Here is an 18,644-nt window from a genome sequence, read left to right as displayed (position 1 = left end):
GTACTGCCAGAAGTAATATCTGGCAGTACGATATTTTATAGCAGCCGCTAACCCTGACTATTCTAGAATAGCTCCCTTATTTGCAGAAGATACAAGCTTCGCATAACGGGCCAGGTAACCAGTTTTAATGTCTGGTTCTTTTGGTGTCCAGCCTTCCTTACGTTTAGCCAGTTCTTCCTCACTCACCTTCAGCTCGATGCTGCGGTTGGGAATATCAATGGCAATGGTATCGCCTTCCTCTACGAAAGCAATTGGACCGCCGGCCGCTGCTTCCGGTGAAACATGACCGACACAGGCGCCTCTTGTAGCGCCGCTGAAACGGCCGTCTGTAATCAATGCAACAGAGCTTCCAAGCCCTCTTCCCATAATGGCTGAGGTCGGGTTCAGCATTTCGCGCATACCCGGGCCGCCTTTCGGCCCTTCATATCGGATAACCACGACATCGCCAGGATTGATCTGGTCATTATTAATGGCTTCCTGCGCTGCCTCTTCGCTTTCAAACACCCTGGCAGGGCCTTCATGCTTAAGCATTTCCGGCACCACAGCGGACTGCTTAACCACACAGGTATCTGGTGCCAGACTTCCTTTCAGTACGGCAATGCCGCCTGTTTTACTATAAGGGTTTTCCACTGGGCGGATGACCTCAGGATTCATATTCTGAACCCCCTCAATATTTTCACCCACTGTTTTTCCTGTGACGGTGATTAAATCGGTCTTTAACAGGCCAAGTTTATTGATTTCACTCATAACTGCATAGATTCCTCCAGCAGCGTTCAGGTCTTCGACATAAGTATGGCCCGCTGGCGCCAGGTGGCACAGATTCGGTGTTTTTTCGCTGAGCTCATTGGCAATTTCCAGATTCAGGTCTACTCCGCACTCATGGGCAATTGCCGGCAGGTGCAGCATCGAATTTGTGCTGCATCCCAGTGCCATATCCATTGTCAAAGCATTCCTGAATGCATCCTCAGTCATAATATCTTTCGGGCGGATATCTTTTTCAAGAAGCTCCATAACCTGCATACCCGCACGTTTAGCCAAGCGCAGACGTTCGGAATAAACGGCCGGAATCGTGCCGTTGCCACGCAGACCCATGCCTAAAACCTCGGTCAGGCAGTTCATGCTGTTGGCAGTATACATCCCCGAGCAGGAACCGCATGTCGGACAGGTATTGCATTCGTATTCTTCCAGCGTTTCTTTGGACATTTTTCCAGCCGTGTAAGAGCCAACGGCCTCAGACATGCTGGAAAAGCTTGTTCTTAAATCGCCTACACGGCCGGCCAGCATCGGGCCCCCGCTGACAAAAATGGTCGGCAGATTAAGACGAGCCGCCGCCATCAAAAGGCCCGGAACATTTTTATCACAGTTCGGAATCATTACCATAGCATCAAAGGCGTGAGCCATTGCCATAGCCTCGGTGGAGTCGGCGATCAGGTCACGGGTAACCAGTGAATACTTCATGCCCTGATGTCCCATGGCAATCCCATCGCAGACGGCAATTGCGGGAAATTCCAGAGGAACCCCGCCAACCAGACGAACGCCTGCCTTTACCGCTTCTGTAATTTTATCTAAATTCATGTGACCCGGAACCACTTCATTAAAAGAATTAACGACGCCAACTAGAGGCCTTGTCATTTCTTCTTCTGTTAAACCAAGCGCTCTCAGAAGCGCCCGCTTCGGCACATTCTGCATTCCTGATTTTACGGAATCACTACGCATATTTTTTCTCCTCATATTTATTATAAATTAGAAATAATTTTTTCACCCATTTCCACACAGCCAACAACGTCGCTATTTTCGTTGGCGATATCACCAGTACGGTATCCCTGAGCAAGGGTCTTTTTCACTGCGCCTTCAATATTATCCGCTTCGGCTGTAAGGCCGAGAGAATATCGCAGCATCATTGCGACGGACAGTACAGTGGCAATCGGGTTGGCTTTATCCTGCCCTGCAATATCCGGCGCAGAACCGTGAATCGGTTCATACATGCCAAACTTACCTTCGCCAAGGCTGGCAGAGGGCAACATTCCAATGGAGCCTGTAAGCATGCTCGCCTCATCGGATAAAATATCCCCGAAAAGATTTCCTGTTAAAATAACATCGAATTGGTGTGGATTAATAACAAGCTGCATCGCCGCATTATCAACATACAGATGATCCAACTCAACATCCGGGTATTCCTTGGCAATTTCAAGAACAACTGAGCGCCAGAAACGCGAGGTTTCAAGGACATTTGCTTTATCGACACTGGTTACCTTTCCGCCACGTTTCCTCGCACTGTCAAAGGCCACACGGGCAATTCTTTCCACCTCTGGCCGGGTGTAGTTCATTAAGTCCGAAGCACCGAAATCGCCGTCCTTTTTCTTTTCACCAAAATATACATCACCGGTCAGTTCGCGGACAACTAAAACGTCCAGACCATCGCCGATAATCTCAGATTTTAACGGCGAGGCATCTCTCAGCTCTTCAAAAAGCATCGCTGGTCTCAGATTTGCGAACAGGCCAAGAGCCTTGCGAATGCCTAAAAGGCCGGCCTCCGGACGCTTGTCCCCTGGCAGATTATCCCATTTCGGACCGCCGAGAGCACCTAATAATACCGCGTCGCTGGCTTTACAAATATCTACTGTTTCCTGAGGCAGCGGTGTGCCACAGGCGTCAATGGCCGCGCCTCCTGCCAGAACTTCTGTATAATCAAAGGTATGACCGTATTTTTCGCCAATTTTATCCAGTACTCTCATGCTGGCTTCTACGATTTCAGGGCCGATTCCATCCCCTTTAATAACTGCTATTTTATAATTCATTGATTTTTCTCCTCTGTATCTTACTCAAATTTTTTCAAAATATAGCCTGAAAACCCAGTTTATATATAATGAAGCTAAATGAGGTTTTCGTTGACGTAATTTACAAGTCCGCCCGCTGCGATCAGCTTCTGCATAAATTCAGGGAAGGCCTGCCCCTGGAAGCTCTGTCCCTTGGTCACGTCAGTGATAACGCCAGAGTCAAAATCCACTTCTACTTCGTCGCCCGCTTCAATAGCCGCCACCGCTTCTGGACATTCCAGAATCGGCAGGCCGATATTAATGGAATTGCGATAAAAAATACGCGCAAAACTATTGGCGATGACGCAGGATACGCCCGAGGCTTTGATGGCAATTGGCGCATGCTCTCTTGAAGAGCCACAGCCAAAATTATCATCAGCGACTATAATATCCCCGTCTTCAACACGCTTAACAAACTCCTTGTCAATATCCTCCATGCAATGCTCTGCTAATTCCAGAGGATCGCTGGTGTTCAGGTATCTTGCCGGTATAATAACGTCTGTATCAACGTTGTTGCCATATCTAAATACTTTTCCTTTTGCTTTCATCGATGCGTTCCTCCTTTTTATAATTCTTCCGGTCCGGCAATACGGCCCAGGATAGCAGATGCCGCCGCAACCTCCGGACTTGCCAGATAGACTTCGGAATCCACATGGCCCATACGTCCAACAAAGTTACGGTTTGTTGTGGAAACACAACGTTCTCCCGCTGCCAGAATACCCATATGTCCACCCAGACACGGCCCGCAGGTCGGTGTGCTCACCGTTGCGCCTGCTTCAATAAAGTCTTTTAAATAGCCTGCTTCCATACAATCCAGGTAAATCTGCTGGGTTGCCGGGATAATCAAAACACGGATCCCCTTGGCCACGTGTTTACCCCGCATCAAATCTGCGGCTTTTTTAAAATCTGAGAAACGGCCATTGGTACATGAGCCGATAACAACCTGGTCAATTTTGACCGGTTCAGTGATTTCATCAACTGTTTTAGTGTTTTCCGGTAAATGCGGGAATGCCACCGTAGACTTGATCTCTGCCAAGTTAATATTATACACGGCATCGTACTCAGCGTCTTCATCTGCTTCAAAAGCTCTGTATTCCTTTGTGGAATGTTCCTTCATATATTCAATGGTTTTATCGTCAACTGGGAATATACCGTTTTTGCCGCCGGCTTCAATGGCCATATTGGCAATGGTAAAGCGATCGTCCATCGTCAGATTTGATACACCCGTGCCGGCAAATTCCATTGATTTATAAAGCGCGCCGTCCACGCCAATCATGCCGATAATGTGGAGGATCAGGTCTTTTCCCGAAACGCCTTCCTTAAAAGCACCGCTCAGATTAAACTTGATTGCAGGCGGCACCTTAAACCACGCTTTACCGGTCGCCATACCAACCGCCATGTCAGTCGAGCCGACACCGGTCGAAAAGGCACCCAATGCACCATAGGTACAGGTATGAGAATCTGCCCCAATCACCACGTCGCCGGCGACTACCAGTCCTTTTTCCGGCAGCAGTGCATGTTCTACACCCATTTCGCCGATTTCAAAATAGTTGGTGACATCCTGTTCACAGGCAAAACAGCGAACCTGTTTGCACTGTTCGGCAGCCTTGATATCTTTGTTCGGCGCAAAATGGTCTGGGACCAGCGCAACCTTATCTTTGTCAAAAACCGTTTCCTTATTAATATTTTTAAAAACATTGATGGCTACTGGTGAGGTAATATCATTTCCCAACACCAGGTCCAGGTCTGCCATGATCAAATCACCCGGTTTTACGGATTCCAGACCGGCATGTGCCGCCAATATTTTCTGAGTCATTGTCATACCCAAAATGATCACTCTCCTTCTTGATTTATATAAATTTAAACTCTTTCAATTTTTTTTCCATATCATTGAGAAGCTTATACTCAATCGAATCGATTAACGCGATAAGGCTGGCCTCAATAACGTCAGTGGAAACGCCAACGTTCGTCCAGATATCCTCGCCGTCGGTGCTTTCAATCAGGACACGGACTTTCGAGGCTGTCGCGCCTTTATCAATCACACGTACCTTAAAGTCTGTCAGACGCACTTCTTTAATCTTTGGATAAAAGATCTCCAAGGCTTTTCTAAGCGCTTTATCCAAAGCATTTACAGGCCCGTCCCCTTCAGCCGCGTTAATCTCAGACTGTCCTTCAACGTTGACCTTCACAACGGCAGAGGCACTGAGAGCACGACCTTCGACTGGCTTTTCACCAATGGTTTTAAAATCTTCGATCTGAAAAAACGGACGGTATTTTCCAAGCTCCTTACGGATCAGAAGCTTAATGCTGCTCTCAGCGCCTTCAAATTGATATCCCTGATACTCAAGCTCTTTAATTCTATCCATCACCCGTGTGGTTTCCTCTGATTTTTTCGTCAGATTCGGGTCGATCTCATTAATCAGCTGAATAATAGTACTGCGGCCAGCCACCTCAGACATGAGAATCCGGCGTTGATTCCCCACAGATTCCGGTGGAATATGCTCAAAGGAGGTCGGCGCTTTTAATACCGCGTCAATATGCATGCCGCCCTTATGGGCAAAAGCACTTTTACCTACAAAGGGCTCTCTTCCAGACAATACGTAATTCGAAATCTCCGCGATACGGATGGCCGAGCTGGTCAGCTTTTCCAGTGACTCTGGGCTCAGGCAGTCATACCCCAGCTTTAGTTGAAGATTGGGTATAATCGAAGAAAGATTGGCGTTTCCGCACCGTTCCCCATAGCCTAAAAAAGTTCCCTGTACCTGTCTTGCCCCGGCCTGTACCGCCATAATGCTATTTGCCACGCCCAGACCGCTGTCATTATGGCAGTGAATACCAACAGCAATATTTACTTCACTGGCAACATGCTTTACAATCTCCATAATTTCCATGGGGAGGGTTCCGCCATTGGTATCACAAAGGGCGACGCATTGAGCTCCGCCGCGTTCAGCCGCTTTTAAAACCTCAATGGCATATGCCGGGTCCATCTTATAACCATCAAAGAAATGCTCTGCGTCAAAGGTTACAGCTTTCCCATTCGCTTTTAGAAAAGCCATTGTATCCTCAACCATCGCGAGGTTTTCGTCCAGCGTCGTTTTAATAATCTCCGTAATATGGAAAGGCCATGCTTTTCCAAAAATGGCAACAGCCGGTGTATCCGCCTGGATAATCGCCTGCAAATTTGTATCGTCTTCCACACCAATGCTGCTTCTTCTCGTGCTGCCAAATGCGCACAGCTTTGAATGCTTCAGTTCGATATCCTTAACGCGTTCAAAAAACTCGATATCCTTTGGGTTTGATCCGGGATTCCCTGCCTCGATGATATCAATACCTACCCGGTCCAGCGTTTCCAGTACCCGAATTTTATCCTCTACAGAAAAGGAGATTCCTTCTGCCTGGGCTCCATCCCTAAGGGTAGAATCGAATAAAATTATTTTTTCGGACATTCTTGTTCCTCTTTCTACTCTCCATTACGAAGGGATTTTAGCAATTTGTTTATTTTATGAAAGAAGGCAAAAGGATAACCTTCTGCCTTCTTAGTGAATAAGCGTTAACTGGACAATCAGTCAGCCCAGGTCATCATCTTTCTTAATTCCGCGCCGACTTTTTCAAGCTGCTGTTCCGATTCAATCCGTCTCTTGGCATTGAAATATGGTCTGCCGCATTTGTTTTCAAGTAACCAGTTTTTAGCAAAAGTACCTTCCTGAATGTCTCTTAATACTTCTCTCATGGCTTCTTTTGTGTCCTCAGTAATAATTTTTGAGCCTGTTACATAGTCGCCATATTCAGCGGTATCAGAGATTGAGTAACGCATCATAGAGAAGCCACCTTTGAAGATCAGGTCAACAATCAGTTTCATTTCATTAATACATTCGAAGTATGCGCTTTCTGGTTCATAGCCAGCTTCCACAAGCACTTCAAAGCCTGCTTTCATTAAAGCTGTAACCCCGCCACATAAAACAGCCTGTTCGCCAAACAAATCTGTTTCAGTTTCTTCACGGAAGCTGGTTTCCAGAATACCGGATCTTGCGCCGCCAATGGCTTTTGCGTAAGCTAATCCGATATCATGAGTATTTCCAGATGGATCCTGTTCAACGGCGATCAGCATTGGGACACCTTCGCCCTTTTCGAACTGACTTCTTACAGTATGACCGGGAGCTTTTGGCGCGATCATAAATACATTTACACCTGCTGGTGGAACAATCTGTTTAAAGTGGATGTTAAAGCCATGGGCAAATGCCAGGTAATTGCCGTCTTCCAGATTCGGTTCAATTTCGGTTGCGTAAATCTGAGCCTGCTTTTCATCTGGAAGCAATACCATGATAACATCAGATTCTTTTACAGCTTCGGCAACAGTTTTAACTGTCAGGCCAGCCGCTTCAGCCTTAGGCCAGGATTTACTGCCTTCATATAAACCGATACGCACATCCACACCGGATTCCTTCATATTTAAAGCGTGAGCATGGCCCTGGCTGCCATAACCGATAACAGCTACTTTCTTACCGTCTAATAAACCTAAATTACAATCTTTGTCATAAAATAATGTTGCCATTTTTTTAGTTCCTCCTAAAAAACTCTTAAGAATAATTTTTTATATAAAAAAACCGCCTCTTTGTATACAATTCTGTCATTGTATAAAAAGAGGCGGATAATATATACATATCCACGGTACCACTCTTCTTTAAAACAACCTCGCGGTCATTTCCTCTTCAGGTCGGAATGGACGACTGTCCTTCTTAACCCTAGTCATTTAACGCTGACACTCCTGTTATAGGATAACGGCTTCCCCTACTAGTTTGGTAAACTTTCAGGTCAGCAGCTCGCAAGTGAGTATTACATACCCCTTTATTGTCGGCATCACACCATTCGCCAACTCTCTGGAATAAAGACCTACGGTATCTTTCTCTTGGTCATAGCTGTTAGATATTTTTGATGTTGAAAAGATTATATCTGTTTCTAAAACCTTTGTCAACACTTATTTTTACTTGTTTTAATTTTAACAACCTGAAACCGCTTACCCCTGATCAAATTGTTTTTCTTTTGATACTTTAGAGGTCTAAATCTTAAAAGCACCGCAGAATGGTTCTGGTTTTATTCACGCCCACTCTACGGTGCATTATTTTATCTAACGGTTGTTTTGAAAAAAACGTTCCAGCAGCTCCTGGCATTTCTCTTCACAGATTCCAGAATAAATCTCGGTTGCATTTGAGAGCATTGGATGTTTTCCAAGCTCTGCCGTTGTCTCAACACCGCCAAACCGGGTTTCCCACGTCCCGTAAACCAATTTTTTGATTCTGCTCTGGATAACCGCCCCCATACACATGGGACACGGCTCTGCAGTAACGTAAAGCTCACAGTCGTCCAGGCGCCAGCGCCCGAGTTTCCGGGAAGCTTCACGGATTACCAGTATTTCGGCATGGGCGGTTGGATCTTGTAGCGTTTCTTTCTGGTTGTGGGCAGCTGCAATGATCTCTCCCTTTCGCACAATCACTGCCCCAACAGGTACCTCACCTGCCTGGATTCCCTTCTCAGCCTCCTTTATAGCTTCAGACATAGTATCCTGCATGCTCACCCCTTTGGGGATTTCCAATGCCTGTTCGCATTTCACTTCTTGGGATTTGAGCTCTACAACAGACTGCTCCTCTGCCTGCGCAGTTATTTCCTCAACAGTAAGTCCGCAGCCCTCAGCGACCAGTACACGTCCTGAATCTCCAGGGATTTCAACACTGCCATCACACTCTATCATTTCATCGTTATACAAATCCCTGAATTTTCCTCTCAGGTCATGATGCTCGACTCTGACAGGACTCTCTTCGCTGTTAAACAGGGCGTAAACCTGTTCATTTTCAAAACGCCTTATAAACCCCATCTGCTGCGATTTTACAAACAATTCCCTATAATCACCGTAGCGAAGGGCTCTCGATGATCTTCTAACCGCAGCCATACGGCAGATTTTCTGATATAAATCACACTGCTCATCAAAATGCATGCTTTCATAATTTGGTCTGAGCGGCGCGTCTGTTCCATTTCCTTTCACACCCTTGGCGCCCTGTTCGCTGCCATAGTAAATCGAAGGGATTCCCGGCATTGTATAAAGCATCAGATAAAGGGGATACAACCATGCCTCGCGGGTTAAGGTTGACGCTACCCGGTCCACATCATGGTTATCCACAAAATTAAAAGTATAAAAATCTTTATAAATGCCATAGTCGCCAAAAAGACGGTTCAGCGAAAAGGAAATCTCGAAATAATTTTTAGTGTTCAGGCTGGAATACAGCCCTTTATAGTCCTCGTAATTGGTTACAGAATCAAGATGCCCTTCCTGCACCAGCACATTATAATCGCCGTGAACGCTTTCTCCGACAAACCAAAAATCCTGTTTCAGATTTTTCGAAAAATCACAGAGCTCTCTCAAAAACTTAGTATTCATCACATTGGCCGCATCCATTCGGACGCCGTCTATATGAAATGATTCAATCCAAAAATACATGACTTTCTTTAAATAATCCTTCACCTCGGGATTATAAAGGTTCAGCTTGACAAGATTATCGTGGCCAGCCCAATTTTCATAGCTAAAGCCATCATTAAAGCTGTTGTTTCCCCAAAAGTTAACGCTCAGAAACCAGTCTTTATATCGTGAGTTTTCCCGGTTTTGCTTCATGTCCTGGAAGGCAAAAAAATCTCTGCCCACATGATTAAACACGCAGTCCAGCACAACCCTAAAGCCGCTATCATGCAACTTATTCACAAGCATGGTTAAATCTTCATTTGTTCCTAAACGTTTATCAACCGTATAATAATCTGTTGTGTCATATCCATGAGATATTGAGCTGAACAGCGGTCCAAGCAAAATAGTGTTAATGCCCAACTTTTTTAAGTATTCCAAGAGATTTTCAATTTTCCAGAGACGGTGTTCAGGTTGTCCGCACTGCTCCTGGTATTCCTCGGCTCCGGCAAAGCCCATTGTAAAAATATGATACACGTTAAAGTCGCCAAAATCCATAGGGTTCCTCCCGCTAATGCTATTTTTTTAATTATAACACTTTTTTCTTTAATATTATGTAATTTTCTCAATCTTAACAGGTTTTTCTTTTAGTAAATAGATCGCGTTGCAAATCTTTGTAAGCTCATCCCGGTTGTGGCTTACATAGATAACTGTTTTAGGATCTTGCCGCCAAAGGCGTTTAAAATCTTCAGTCAGCCGGTCTTTAAGCTCAAAGTCCAGACTGCTGAAGGGCTCGTCCATCAACAATAAGCTCGAAGGATAACAAAAAGCCCTGGCAATAGAAACACGCTGACGCATTCCTCCGCTCAGAGCCTTTGGATAATAATCTGCATACGCCGCTAAACCCACCATCTCAAGAATGGGCGTCACCATCGATTCCTGCTCTTTGTCCAGCACAAAGCAAAGATTTTGTTTTACTGTCCGCCAAGGTAAAAGGCGGTCCTCCTGAAAAATATAGGAAACTTTCCCGTCCTCCACCCCTTCAATAATGCCATCATCTGGTGCCGTGACACCGGCCAGCAGATTCAGCAGTGTCGTTTTCCCGCTACCAGACGGTCCCATGATGCCCGTAATTTTATTTTCAGGAAATTTTATACTGAAATCATGATAAATCACTTCGTTTCCGTACGCCTTTGTCAGATTTTTTATTTTAATATCCATAATCATCACCGGCCTTTATTTTTCTCAAAAACCAAACGGTCAGTTTCTCAAGGGTAAAACTGCATATTACGACAATCAATGTCCATGAAAACAATGTCTCTGTCTCCAGATATACCTTAGCATAATATAGGTTCATCCCAACAGAGGGAAGCGCATTGGCCAAAACCTCAGAGGTTACGGTTGATCGCCAGCCCATTCCGATAACGTTCATTAACGCAGATGCAAAGTAGGGCTTCAACGTTGGCAGGTAAATATCCTTAAGAACCCATTTAAAAGGCACATGATACAGCGCAGCCATCTCCAGAAGATTGCTGCTGGTATTTTGGATGCCCTCCACCACGTTTGTCCAGGTAATGGGAAAACAAACTAAAAAGGTTACCATCAGCGGCACCCAGCCTGACTGAATCCAAAGGTTAATCAGAATACTGACCGATACCACCGGCAGAGTCCTCACCACCGTAACAAAGGGCAGCATCAGCTCATAGAGAATACGGTTAAGCCCGCTGAGCATCCCCACCGCCATGCCAAGCGCCACAGAAACGGCAATTCCGCCAAAAACCCGAATCAGGGTCATGCCAAGGTCTTTAAAAAAACCCGCCTCGCTAATCACACCGGCGACACCGGTTAAGGTTACCAACGGCGATGGCAAAACAAGACTGTTTCCTACCATGCTGGCACCAAGCTGCCAAACCCCAACCCAAAAAAGGATTGCCAGAAGTTTAAGAACTCCTGGCGGCATTTTTTTAATATGTGAGTCCGTAGAAATCTTCACCTGGCACCTTTCCTCCTACTGATTTCGGTTCAAAAGAAGCCAGAATATCAAAGTATTTTTGCAGGTCGCCTTTGGCGTCAGACGGCGTAATAAAAACAATGCTGCAATTCGGAATCGCTTTCTGAGCCATCTGCTGATTATCCATGATTTTTGCTTCCACAACATCATTAGCGGCACGCTCATCAGCAACATTGATCGTTTCAACTGAGGTTTTATACGCTTCCATAAACTTTTTGACAATCGTTGGATTCTTTTCAGACCATTCTTTATTGACTACCACACAGCCCATTTCAAGCTTTGTTCCATCTGTGGCTTTTTCCCAGGCATCCGTCATATCAACAGCTACCTTCAAGTTTTCATTTTTGGCAAGGGTTGCTGTGGCAAAAGGCTGCGGCAGCATGGCAATAGAGCCTTCTCCTGACGCAAGCTTAGCGGCCGCTTCACTGTGTTCTCCAAACCATTCAATGGTTACGTCAGTTCCTGGCGTCAGGCCATTTTTGTCTAACAGATAGTTTAAAACATACTCGGGTGTAGAACCCTGTCCAGTCGCATAAATGGTTTTTCCTTTGAGATCCGCCATAGAATTGATATTCTCATTTTTATCTGCTACTATGGATAAAGTTCCCAATGTATTCACAGCGCCTAAAATAACCTTACCCTCTGTTTTATTATACAGAGTAGCGGCCAGATTAGTTGGCACCGCCGCGATCTGATAATCACCATTAATAATTCCCGCCGTTACCTGGTCGGGGGCTGTGGCGATTGTCCATTCCGGTTCTACCTGTTCTCCCAGTTCCACACCTTCAGTAATCATTTCTGCCATACCCATTCCAGTGGGGCCAGATAAAGCCGCAATTTTAACTGTTTGAGGTTCTGGCTTCGGTTCTTCCTCAACCTGTTTTGTTGAGCAGCCAGCGCTCATTAAAATCACTGCCAAAAGGCAACCGACAACAGCAAGCCATCTTTTCTTTTTCATTTCAAAGCTCCTTTAAACGTTATTGTGAATGTATACCCATAAAAATAAAAAAACTTCCAGCCGTGGCAGGAAGTATGTAACCTAAAAGGAACCCATGCATAGCATGCGCTTTTGATTTCATCTTCCTTCCAAATCAGGCTGCTAAGCCTTCTCTGTTAGGGTATTCTATCGGTTTTAGTATATCACAGCTCTAATTTTCTGGCAAGGATTACATTTTTTCTCTTTTTGGCGTTGTTTTACACAAAAAACAGCAAGGCAGCGTTTAAAAGCTCTGCCTCGCTGTTTTAAATTTACTTAGATATATTATTAAGAATTTCCAGTACTTCCTCCGCAGTTGGCATTAAAGGCGTTGTTTGGGTACAGGTATCGACCAGAGCATTCTCTGCAAGCTGACGTTTTCCAGCCTCGAATTCATTTCTGTCCATTCCCCACGCAATCAAAGAGGTTGGCATTTCCATTTTTTTCATAATATCCCGGATATAGGCAATAAGCTTATCTACAGCATTTCTGGATGTATCTGTAAAAGGTGAAATCCCTGTTACCTTAGCGAGCTGTGCGTAACGATTCAGGCATCCATCATCACGGCTGTTAAAGGTAACAACATGTGGTAGCAAGATTGCGTTGGCAAGCCCGTGTGGGATATGAAACATACCGCCCAGGTTATGTGCAATACCATGGTTAATGCCAAGGCCAGCTTTATTAAAAGCCATCCCCGCCATAGTAGACGCTACCTGCATCTGTTCACGATGGTAAGTATTATCTGGATCATTATATGTGATTAGAAGAGACTGGGTGATAATTTGAACAGACTTTTCAGCAAAGCAGTCTGAAAAATTATCTCTTCCCTGGGCTACATAAGCTTCCAGAGCGTGCGTTAATACATCAATACCGGTATTGGCCACAATTGGCTTAGGAACACTTCTTGTGAAATCCGGGTTTAAAAGCGCCACAGCCGGCAGCATCATTGGATCTGCAAAGAGATGCTTGACCTTTGCCTGTAAATCAGTGATAACCGTGGCAGCGGTTGCATCTGAACCGGTACCACTTGTGGTTGGAATCGCAATAAATTCAAAAACCTTACCTGTTTGCTTGGCAGTAAAGAAAAGAATCGCTTTAGCCGCGTCGATGGCTGATCCTCCGCCAAAGGCGACAATCACATCACAGTTGCCTGCCATAAGCCGTTTCATCCCTGCCGCCACCTCTTCGAGCGGTGGATCTGGTACCACATCGGTAAACAGCTCCACTTTATTCGAATCGTCGATCTCTTTTAAAATTTTAGTTATCGACTGGTTTTCGGCAAGAAATTTGTCACAGACAATGAAGATTCCCTTATTCTTATATTGATTAAAATATTCAAGACAGTCAACGCCGCTGATGACCTTTGTATTTAATTCAAAAACTTCCATGTTACCCTCCTGGTATTTATCCATAAACGTAAAGCTTCCAGTATAGAATGTTAATTTATTTTAACCTTTCATTTCACTTTTCAAAAGAAAAAAACCCGTCGACATCATATAAATTTTTGGAATAAAAAAGACCAAGGCCTGAGCCTTGGTCCCATTAATCTTTATAAAATCATTGAAGGGGTATGATCCTTATCTTCCGGTTTATTTAATAAAACATCAAATTTCAGATCACATTCTGGTAAATCAACACCAAGCGCTTCTTTCAGCACATCTTCAATGGTGTCGACAAAAACAAAGGTTAATTCGTTGCGCACTTCTTCTGGAATATCTTCAATGTCTTTTTGATTTTCTTTTGGCAGCAGTACCTTTTCAATACCACTGCGATGAGCCGCAATAACCTTCTCCTTGATTCCACCAACCGGCAGCACCTGACCACTCAGGGTAATCTCACCAGTCATAGACAGCTTGCTATCTACCGGTTTACCGAGAACTAAGGAGGCCAGAGCAGTCGTTAGCGTTACACCTGCACTTGGACCATCCTTTGGTGTTGCTCCGGAAGGTACATGGATATGCGTATCGTAGGAGAAATAGTTAAACCCATTGCTTTCACCACCGAGGCGGGAACGAATCAAGCTCATGGCAATGGTTGCGCTTTCCTTCATAACATCGCCCAACTGGCCGGTTAAGGTCAGCTTTCCGTTTCCCGGCATAATAGTGGCCTCTGTAAAAAGGATTTCCCCTCCGACAGCGGTCCACGCCATACCGGTTACAACGCCGGGTTTATTATTTTCGCCCGCTTTTTCATGGCGTCGGGTCTTGTTGCCAAGAATTTCTCTTAGATTGTCTTTTGTAACTGCCAGCTCTTCGCACTTTCCGGAAACAATGCGTTCCGTTGCCACACGGGCAATCTTCGCCAATTGCTTGGTCAGTCCTCGAACACCCGCTTCTGCGGTATAGTTTTCAATGATCTGAAGCAGCGCTTCGTCGCTGATGGTCAGCTGACTTGCACTAAGACCATGGTCGTCTAATACCTTCGGAATCAGATGATCCTTGGCAATATGCAGTTTTTCACGGTTTGTATAGCTGGAAAGCTCAATGATTTCCGCCCTGTCTAAAAGCGGTGCTGGAATGGTGCTTAAATCATTGGCAGTCGCGATAAAGAAAACGTCGGATAAATCATACGGTACTTCCAGATAATGATCTGCAAACGTGTTGTTCTGTTCTGGGTCTAAAACTTCCAAAAGTGCCGCCGATGGGTCACCTTGATTTGAAATACCCAGCTTGTCAATTTCATCCAGAATGAAAACTGGGTTCATGGTTCCAGCATCATTGATTCCCTTGATAATACGGCCTGGCAAAGCGCCAACATAAGTCCGGCGATGCCCGCGGATTTCAGATTCATCCCGGACGCCGCCAAGACTGACACGCACGTATTCACGATCCAGCGCTTCGGCAATACTCTTTCCAAGACTTGTTTTACCAGTTCCCGGAGGTCCGGCAAGCAGCAGAATGGAGCCCTGTTTATCTTCCTTCAGCTTCATAACAGCTAAATGCTCAATGATACGTTTTTTTACATCATCAATACCATAATGGTGCGAATCAAGGACGTTTCTGGCCTTATCGATATCAATTTCCTTAATTTCACTGTGCCACGGCAGTTCTAGCAACAAATCGAGGTAATTCTGAATTACGTTAACTTCAGCGCTTCCCTGAGCCGCAGCCTCTAGCTTTTTAAGCTCTTTCATTGCTACCTTTCGGACTTTTTCAGGCATATCGGATTCTTCGATACGTTTTCTGTAATCTGCTTCTTCCTCCTCTTCAGAGTCCATTTCACCTAACTCTGCACGAATATTTTTCAATTGCTCTCTGAGCATGGCTTCACGGTAAGCTTTATCCTTTTGCTTGGAATATTTCTTGCTAATCTCCAACTGCAAATGTACCGAGTCTTTTTCGCGGATCACATAGTCGATAAATTTAAGTGCCCGTTCTTTTTCTGAGTCGATTTCCAAAAGTTCCTGCTTGCTGGAAATCGGAATGCCCATCATGGGGACGGTATAGCCGATCACTTCTTCAATCGAATGGAACCCTTCGAGAAGCTTGACAAAATAATCCGCTCCTTTGAAGTTACGTCCAATATCTCCCATGATACCCTTGATATAGTCAATCATTTCTGCCTGCTCGGTTTCATCCAAATCATGAATATCCTCGAGTTCATAATAATCGCCCACAAGTCCTTCACCATCATTGACAATATTGCTGACGCGCACTCTTCCTAATGTATTAATATCAATAATATAACCATTGTCTGCCCGCTGAATATTATCAAAATTCAGCAGTACTCCAACAGAGTAAAAAGAATCTCCCGTCAGGAGGTCGTACGCATGATAATCTTTTGTCGTAACACCGACAGCCAGGGTGTCATTGCGAACGATCAGTTTTTTTATATTTTGGCCAATCACTTCATTTACAAAAATACGGCTTGCTACACCAGGATAGATAACCGTTTCGGTAATTGGAATGATTGCTGTATGCTTCATTTCTAAATTCATAAATGTCCTCCTCAATTTTATTTAAATCCATAACGTTAATTTAGTTTATTTAACAGGGTAATAAGTGTATTAATTTCCGACTCATCCAGACAGGCTTCAATGCGTTCGATCAGTCGAAGCTGTGTCAATTCCTCTGCCCGAGCAATGCGTTTCCCTTTGGGTGTCAGGTGGATATAGCACACCCTCTTATCTTTATCCGATTTTTCTTTGTAAACACAATCCCAGGAAATAAACTTATTGATCACTTCCGTTATGGTTGGCTTAGAATTTGATGTAAAATCAGCCAGCTTGCTAAAGGTCATATCATTATTTTCATCAATGATCCGTAAATAATAAACCTGCTTACGAGTCAATGCTTTGGCTTGGCATTCGTGGCTGATGGTCTCGCTACACTGGCTTCCTAGTTCTAAAAGCTTCATGTAAGCCTGATAGAGCTCATGTCTTTTACATGTCATTTTGTCCACCTTTTACCATAATTAATTAGTTAGCATTAACCTAACTTTACAAACATAATTATAGCCCCATCCCGACCTAGTGTCAAGACAGGGCTTCTTTATCTAAAGTTTTAATTAAGTTAATTCATAACCGTTACGGTTTCAAAGAAACGGCCAAAATCTGAGATTTGATAGTCTGCAAGGCGATAATCAATCTGACCTTCCGGCCCGCTAAGATACGCCGCGCACTGCATTCCAGCCCGCTTAGCGGCCAGAATTCCGCTTCCAGAATCCTCAATGACCATGCATTTTTCAGGATCTACATTCAATAACTCTGCAGCTCTCAAAAAAATATCTGGGGCTGGTTTCCCTACAGCGACATGATCACCTGAAACTCTTACATCGAACGCTTCCTCTAAATTAAATAATTCCAGCACACGATTAATCGCAGGAACAGTTGAGGAAGAGGCAATTGCGATGCGGTAGCCTTTGTCCTTTAAGGTTTTCAGGAAAGTATCCACACCTTCCATCATAGTTTTCTGCTTTTCATCACTGAATAAAAAGTCGAGATACAGCTTGTTTTCATATTCTGCAAGCTCTTCAGCACTCTCTTCAAAACCAAATCGTTCTTTCAGCTCTCGCCACCAGTCAACTGTCACTCTGCCCATACTTTTCACTGCGTCCTCTTCAGACATCGCCAGGCCCATTTCATCATACATATCCATCTCAATTTGTTTATAGTCTGGTTCAGAATCAATAATGACTCCGTCCATATCAAAAATGACTGCCTCGATCATTTCATCTCCTTAAAAAACATTTTTCTATATAAATATCATAAAATTGTTTCTACAAACGCTTTTTTAAACCAAAACGCCCAATCTCCAGATTAAATCAGAAATCGAATTTCTGACAGCTGTCCGCTTTCAGAAAAATCAAAAGCCTGCTCAATAGTATTATCGAGCGTTTCTTTGTCAATGGCCAAAATACGGAATGTATTGCGTACCAGATACTCCACAACTTTGTGTGCATCAAAGGGCAGCTCTCTATCGTAATAATCCATATATATTTCCTTTTGCGCGCCATAATTCGTAATGGCATATGCATCCAGATCATCTTTCTCATATGATTTATTGAAAAAATCAAGACATGAGCGATTGAATGTTTTAATTAAGTATAGACGCTCTTTACGGCTGGCATCTTTTTCCAATATTTCATAATAAAACCGAGCATTTTTTGAATCTTTAAGAATATCATCGAAAAAACAAATCAGCGTAAAACAGTATTTTGTAAACAGCGTTGCCTCCTGTCCCAATGTCTCGCTGATAGAATTGTAAAGCCCCATGAAATATGTATTGTAAATCTCACCCACTAAATCCGTCTTTTTTTTGAAATAGTAGGTCATCGTACCAAGCTTCACGCCTGCCTCTTCTGCAATATCCTGGATTCCTGTATTGGTATAACCGCGTTCATAAAACAGCTTTTTTGCAGTATTCATTATATTTTCTCGGGTCTTTTTCCCTTTAGTTGTTAATTTTTCGGCCATACTTCACCCTGCTTTCTTTAATTACTAATGGAGAATTTTATTTTCCAATACAGTAATTGTACCATTTGATTCTCATGATAACAACCAATATTCTCAGTAAAAATATCGTCTTTTTCGCTGTTTTTTATATTTTCTTTTTCAATAATCGTTTTATTTATATCTTGATATATAATTCAATCACTACCATCTAAACCTTGGTATTGCAAAAGAAAATTGCATAAACAAAGTTACATCAATAACGAAAAAGTTTCATTTTGTAATAAAATAAAGATAGTTTTTTATATTTTATACTTGACAGTTATTTTTCTTTGTTGTATACTTATGTCATAAGTTAGTTATACTTAACTTAAGCGGCTAAACTGAACAACAACACACTCTCTCTGATTAATGCAGCCAATCAGATGAAGATTATCGAAGCACAGCGATAATCACTCACCGTAACATGTGAGAAGTATTCCTATTAAGACAAATCCTTTTAACAA

General features: G+C 43.8%; 15 protein-coding genes. All 15 read right to left on the bottom strand.

All coding sequences use genetic code 11. The features are described 5' to 3' along the window. Positions 1 to 57: 57 nt before the first annotated feature. Positions 58 to 1,716, bottom strand: a complete 1,659-nt coding sequence (gene ilvD / locus DW091_RS16945) for a dihydroxy-acid dehydratase (protein WP_118518751.1) — start codon at positions 1,714 to 1,716, stop codon at positions 58 to 60. A gap of 20 nt (positions 1,717 to 1,736) precedes the next feature. Beyond that, positions 1,737 to 2,798, bottom strand: a complete 1,062-nt coding sequence (gene leuB, locus DW091_RS16940; protein WP_058694072.1) for a 3-isopropylmalate dehydrogenase — start codon at positions 2,796 to 2,798, stop codon at positions 1,737 to 1,739. A gap of 74 nt (positions 2,799 to 2,872) precedes the next feature. After that, positions 2,873 to 3,364, bottom strand: coding sequence for a 3-isopropylmalate dehydratase small subunit (leuD, locus tag DW091_RS16935; RefSeq protein WP_058694071.1), 492 nt, complete (start codon positions 3,362 to 3,364; stop codon positions 2,873 to 2,875). 17 nt (positions 3,365 to 3,381) lie between these two features. Then, positions 3,382 to 4,644, bottom strand: a complete 1,263-nt coding sequence (gene leuC, locus DW091_RS16930; RefSeq protein WP_058694070.1) for a 3-isopropylmalate dehydratase large subunit — start codon at positions 4,642 to 4,644, stop codon at positions 3,382 to 3,384. Positions 4,645 to 4,666: 22 nt separating this feature from the next. Beyond that, positions 4,667 to 6,262 (bottom strand): citramalate synthase, encoded by a 1,596-nt coding sequence (gene cimA / locus DW091_RS16925; RefSeq protein ID WP_096920031.1) that lies wholly within the window; start codon positions 6,260 to 6,262, stop codon positions 4,667 to 4,669. A gap of 116 nt (positions 6,263 to 6,378) precedes the next feature. After that, on the bottom strand, positions 6,379 to 7,368 hold the full coding sequence (ilvC, locus tag DW091_RS16920) for a ketol-acid reductoisomerase (protein ID WP_038351264.1): 990 nt from the start codon (positions 7,366 to 7,368) through the stop codon (positions 6,379 to 6,381). Between the two features lie 573 nt (positions 7,369 to 7,941). Further along, the gene (locus DW091_RS16915) at positions 7,942 to 9,819 is read right to left on the bottom strand and encodes an alpha-amylase family glycosyl hydrolase (RefSeq protein ID WP_118518750.1); all 1,878 of its coding nucleotides are present in this window, start codon (positions 9,817 to 9,819) and stop codon (positions 7,942 to 7,944) included. 54 nt (positions 9,820 to 9,873) lie between these two features. Continuing rightward, positions 9,874 to 10,482 (bottom strand): ABC transporter ATP-binding protein, encoded by a 609-nt coding sequence (locus DW091_RS16910; RefSeq protein ID WP_058696358.1) that lies wholly within the window; start codon positions 10,480 to 10,482, stop codon positions 9,874 to 9,876. Beyond that, positions 10,472 to 11,152, bottom strand: a complete 681-nt coding sequence (locus DW091_RS16905) for an ABC transporter permease subunit (RefSeq protein ID WP_224168831.1) — start codon at positions 11,150 to 11,152, stop codon at positions 10,472 to 10,474. Before DW091_RS16905 ends, DW091_RS16910 begins: the two co-directional genes overlap by 11 nt. Positions 11,153 to 11,225: 73 nt before the next feature. Next, a complete protein-coding gene (locus DW091_RS16900; RefSeq protein ID WP_074617119.1) occupies positions 11,226 to 12,230 on the bottom strand; it encodes an ABC transporter substrate-binding protein in 1,005 nt (334 codons plus the stop codon). Between the two features lie 290 nt (positions 12,231 to 12,520). Further along, on the bottom strand, positions 12,521 to 13,636 hold the full coding sequence (locus DW091_RS16895) for a 1-propanol dehydrogenase PduQ (protein WP_074617120.1): 1,116 nt from the start codon (positions 13,634 to 13,636) through the stop codon (positions 12,521 to 12,523). Between the two features lie 161 nt (positions 13,637 to 13,797). Then, positions 13,798 to 16,185 carry an endopeptidase La gene (gene lon, locus DW091_RS16890; protein WP_118518749.1) on the bottom strand — a complete coding sequence of 796 codons (2,388 nt, stop codon included), beginning with the start codon at positions 16,183 to 16,185 and terminating at the stop codon, positions 13,798 to 13,800. Positions 16,186 to 16,220: 35 nt separating this feature from the next. Then, positions 16,221 to 16,640: a MarR family transcriptional regulator gene (locus DW091_RS16885; protein ID WP_058694064.1), complete on the bottom strand. Its 420-nt coding sequence runs from the start codon at positions 16,638 to 16,640 to the stop codon at positions 16,221 to 16,223. 119 nt (positions 16,641 to 16,759) lie between these two features. After that, complete coding sequence (locus tag DW091_RS16880; RefSeq protein WP_118518748.1) at positions 16,760 to 17,416, bottom strand: HAD family phosphatase; 657 nt, start codon at positions 17,414 to 17,416, stop codon at positions 16,760 to 16,762. An 89-nt stretch (positions 17,417 to 17,505) separates the two neighbouring features. Continuing rightward, on the bottom strand, positions 17,506 to 18,162 hold the full coding sequence (locus DW091_RS16875) for a helix-turn-helix domain-containing protein (RefSeq protein ID WP_058694062.1): 657 nt from the start codon (positions 18,160 to 18,162) through the stop codon (positions 17,506 to 17,508). Positions 18,163 to 18,644: the final 482 nt, after the last annotated feature.

Origin of the sequence: Eubacterium sp. AM05-23, from assembly GCF_003477535.1 — a bacterium.
GTDB classification, from domain to species: Bacteria; Bacillota; Clostridia; order Eubacteriales; family Eubacteriaceae; genus Eubacterium; species Eubacterium maltosivorans.
This window is presented reverse-complemented; position numbering and strand designations above follow the sequence as displayed.

Bases quoted from the DNA above. Each gene is read 5' to 3' on its own strand.
- DW091_RS16875 (WP_058694062.1), bottom strand. From the start codon at position 18,162: ATGGCCGAAAAATTAACAACTAAAGGGAAAAAGACCCGAGAAAATATA.
- DW091_RS16910 (WP_058696358.1), bottom strand. From the start codon at position 10,482: ATGGATATTAAAATAAAAAATCTGACAAAGGCGTACGGAAACGAAGTG.
- DW091_RS16895 (WP_074617120.1), bottom strand. From the start codon at position 13,636: ATGGAAGTTTTTGAATTAAATACAAAGGTCATCAGCGGCGTTGACTGT.
- DW091_RS16880 (WP_118518748.1), bottom strand. From the start codon at position 17,416: ATGATCGAGGCAGTCATTTTTGATATGGACGGAGTCATTATTGATTCT.
- DW091_RS16900 (WP_074617119.1), bottom strand. From the start codon at position 12,230: ATGAAAAAGAAAAGATGGCTTGCTGTTGTCGGTTGCCTTTTGGCAGTG.
- ilvC (WP_038351264.1), bottom strand. From the start codon at position 7,368: ATGGCAACATTATTTTATGACAAAGATTGTAATTTAGGTTTATTAGAC.
- ilvD (WP_118518751.1), bottom strand. From the start codon at position 1,716: ATGCGTAGTGATTCCGTAAAATCAGGAATGCAGAATGTGCCGAAGCGG.
- DW091_RS16905 (WP_224168831.1), bottom strand. From the start codon at position 11,152: ATGGTAGGAAACAGTCTTGTTTTGCCATCGCCGTTGGTAACCTTAACC.
- DW091_RS16885 (WP_058694064.1), bottom strand. From the start codon at position 16,640: ATGACATGTAAAAGACATGAGCTCTATCAGGCTTACATGAAGCTTTTA.
- leuD (WP_058694071.1), bottom strand. From the start codon at position 3,364: ATGAAAGCAAAAGGAAAAGTATTTAGATATGGCAACAACGTTGATACA.
- DW091_RS16915 (WP_118518750.1), bottom strand. From the start codon at position 9,819: ATGGATTTTGGCGACTTTAACGTGTATCATATTTTTACAATGGGCTTT.
- lon (WP_118518749.1), bottom strand. From the start codon at position 16,185: ATGAATTTAGAAATGAAGCATACAGCAATCATTCCAATTACCGAAACG.
- leuB (WP_058694072.1), bottom strand. From the start codon at position 2,798: ATGAATTATAAAATAGCAGTTATTAAAGGGGATGGAATCGGCCCTGAA.
- cimA (WP_096920031.1), bottom strand. From the start codon at position 6,262: ATGTCCGAAAAAATAATTTTATTCGATTCTACCCTTAGGGATGGAGCC.